2 protein-coding genes and 1 tRNA gene are annotated in these 3,219 nt (G+C 37.9%); all 3 read left to right on the top strand.

The features are described 5' to 3' along the window. Positions 1-40 precede the first annotated feature (40 nt). Positions 41-116, top strand: a tRNA-Asn gene (locus tag ABZA26_RS11065). A gap of 217 nt (positions 117-333) precedes the next feature. Beyond that, positions 334-2,643, top strand: a complete 2,310-nt coding sequence (gltA, locus tag ABZA26_RS11060) for an NADPH-dependent glutamate synthase (protein WP_372714587.1) — start codon at positions 334-336, stop codon at positions 2,641-2,643. 204 nt (positions 2,644-2,847) lie between these two features. Further along, positions 2,848-3,219: glycerol-3-phosphate responsive antiterminator (locus ABZA26_RS11055; protein ID WP_372714586.1), on the top strand; the 372-nt coding region annotated here is incomplete at its 3' end.

Raw genomic sequence — 3,219 nt, 5'->3', positions numbered from 1 at the left:
CCTCCGGGAGGATAGGTACTTGCCAAGCTTTTATATATGTGCTTCCATAGCTCAGTTGGTAGAGCGCACGACTGTTAATCGTGTTGTCGCTGGTTCGAGTCCAGCTGGAAGCGCCATTTTTTTATTTTTTGGACTTTTTATAAAATCGGGGTACCTTTCAGCTTTAAAAAGTGGTCAAAAGATAGATATTGTGATATAATTTCAACTAATAAAAATACGATTTTTTAAATAAAAGAACGTAGGAAAGCAATAAAGATGAAAAGTTTATAGGGGAACGCTTTTCATAAAGGTCAAGAAATAGGAAATATTATTAAAAAAATGGGGGGAAACAGAATGTTTGAAATAAAGCAAAAGAGGGTACTGACTGAAAATATATATTTGATGGATATATACGCTCCAGCAGTTGCCAACACAGCTAAACCTGGACATTTTCTTATAGTAAGAAATGAAGAAAAAGGCGAAAGAATACCTCTGACTATATGCGACTTTGATAGAAAGAAAGGTCTTATAACTATTGTTTTTCAGGTACTCGGACACAGCACACAAAGTATGGCAGAAATGAATGAGGGGGATTACTTCATAGATGTGGCAGGACCTCTAGGGCACGAAAGTGAATTTGTAAATGAAAACCCAGAAGATTTGAAAAAGAAAAAGTTTCTCTTTGTAGCAGGTGGAGTAGGAACTGCACCTGTCTATCCACAGGTAAAGTGGATGAAAGAGCATAATATAGATGTAGACGTAATAATAGGAACCAGAAATGCAGGAACACTTATACTGGAAGAAGAATTTAAAGCGGTATCTAAGAACCTCTATATCTGTACAGATGACGGTAGCTACGGAGTACACGGGAAGGTAACCGACCTTATAGAACAGCTGATAGAAAAAGAGGGCAAAAAGTATGACGAGGTTGTGGCAATAGGACCTATGATTATGATGAAGTTTGTGGCAATGAAGACCAAGATTTATAATATCCCTACAGTAGTCAGTCTTAATCCTCTCATGGTTGACGGAACAGGAATGTGTGGAGCATGCCGTGTGACGATAGGTGATGAAGTTAAATTTGCATGTGTGGACGGTCCAGAATTTGACGGACACAAAGTGGACTTTGATGAGGCCATGAGAAGACAGAGAATGTATAAGAATGAAGAGGGCAGAAAAGTTCTGGAAAAAGAGGACCATGAAAGCGGTCATGAACACCATCACGGTGGATGCGGTTGTCATGATCATAAAGGAGAAGAAGTGTGTGTAGAAAGAGACAAGAAAAAAAGAGTTATAGCACATTCTCTTGCTCCTGAAATAAGAGTAAAGAATTTTGAAGAGGTATGCACAGGATATACTCTAGAAGAGGCTATATGCGAGTCAGAAAGATGTCTGAACTGCAAAAATGCAAAATGTATAGAGGGTTGTCCTGTATCAATAAATATACCAAAATTCATACAGGAAATTAAAAAATCAAATATAGATGAGGCTGCTAAGATAATATTCGAAAGCTCATGCTTCCCTGCAATATGCGGAAGAGTGTGTCCTCAGGAATCTCAGTGTGAAGCTAAGTGTATAGTAGGTATAAAGGGAGAGCCTGTATCAATAGGAAAGTTAGAAAAATTTGTAGGGGATTATGCCCTCATGCACGGAACAAAGGCTGATCAGGCAGAGGCAAAGGCAGAGAAAATAGCCGTAGTAGGAAGCGGACCTGCAGGTCTTGCTGCAGCAAGTGAACTGGCAAAGCTAGGTTATAAAGTAACTGTTTTTGAGGCTTTACACGAAGCCGGAGGAGTATTGACTTACGGAATACCGGAATTCAGACTGCCTAAAGATAAAGTGGTGCAAAAAGAGATAGATAACGTAAAAAAACTAGGTGTAGAAATAGTAACAAATGCAGTAATAGGGAAGACATTTACCATAGATAATCTTACGGAAAAAGAGGGTTATAGCGCAGTATTTATAGGAAGTGGTGCAGGACTTCCAAACTTCATGGGAATTCCAGGAGAAAATGCAAATGGAGTATTTTCTGCAAATGAATTCTTAACAAGGGTAAACCTGATGAAGGCGCATAAAGCTGACTATATGACACCAGTTTCTGTAGGAAAGAGATGTGCGGTAGTAGGCGGAGGAAACGTAGCCATGGACAGTGCTAGAACGGCAGCCAGACTAGGTGCTGAAACTCATATTGTATACAGAAGAAGTGAGGCTGAACTTCCTGCCAGAGTAGAGGAAGTACACCATGCAAAAGAAGAAGGCGTAATAATGGATGTCCTCGTGAACCCGATAGAAATAGTTGTGGATTCTACAGGAGCAGTGGAAGGTATGAGATGCGTGAGAATGGAGCTAGGAGAGGCAGATCAGTCAGGAAGAAGAAGACCTGTGGAGATAAAAGGATCTGAATTTATGATGGAAGTGGACAGTGTAATAATGGCCATAGGAACTAAACCAAATACGCTTATACCATCTACTACAGAAGGACTTGAAATAAACAAATGGAACTGTATAGCTACGGAAGAGGGAAGCTACAGAACATCGCGAGAGGGAGTGTATGCCGGAGGAGATGCTGTCACAGGAGCGGCTACAGTAATTTTAGCAATGGAAGCCGGGAAAAAAGCGGCTGCTGAAATAGAAGTATATCTAGATAAAAAAATAAAAAATTAGATCTACATAGGGATATTTTTTATAGTTTTGAGAATATATTATTTAAAAAGCAGAGGGAAATCTTCCTCTGCTTTTCATTTTATGCTTATAATAAAGAAGATTCAATGTTATAATTGAATCGAGTTATTGTTTATTTATAATATTCATTGAATTTAAAATTTCGTTGTTTTATAAAATTTAGATGCATTTAAGGGAGGACAAAATATGTCAAATTTTATCAAAGAAATCCTGGAAAGAAATCCTGTAATACCTGCAATAAAAGATGAGATAGGATTTAAAAAGGCTCTTGAGGAAGAAAGTGAAATTGTATTTATACTGACATCAAATTTATTCAATATAAAAGGAATGGTGGAAGATCTCAAAAATAAGGGGAAAATTGTTTTTGTGCATGTAGATCTTGTAGATGGGTTGTCTCATTCAACTTATGCTTTAGAATATCTGATAAAGAACACAGCTTTAGACGGAATAATAAGCACCAAGTATAATCTGATTAAAACTGCCAAGAAATTAGGTGTAAGGGTGATCCAGAGGTTTTTTCTTTTGGATTCAATATCGCTGGAAAACAGTCTGAAATAT

Origin of the sequence: Ilyobacter sp. (genome assembly GCF_041583315.1) — a bacterium.
Lineage (GTDB): Bacteria > Fusobacteriota > Fusobacteriia > Fusobacteriales > Fusobacteriaceae > Ilyobacter.
This window is presented reverse-complemented; position numbering and strand designations above follow the sequence as displayed.

Coding starts and splice junctions, on each gene's coding strand:
- gltA (WP_372714587.1), top strand. CDS start 334: ATGTTTGAAATAAAGCAAAAGAGGGTACTGACTGAAAATATATATTTG.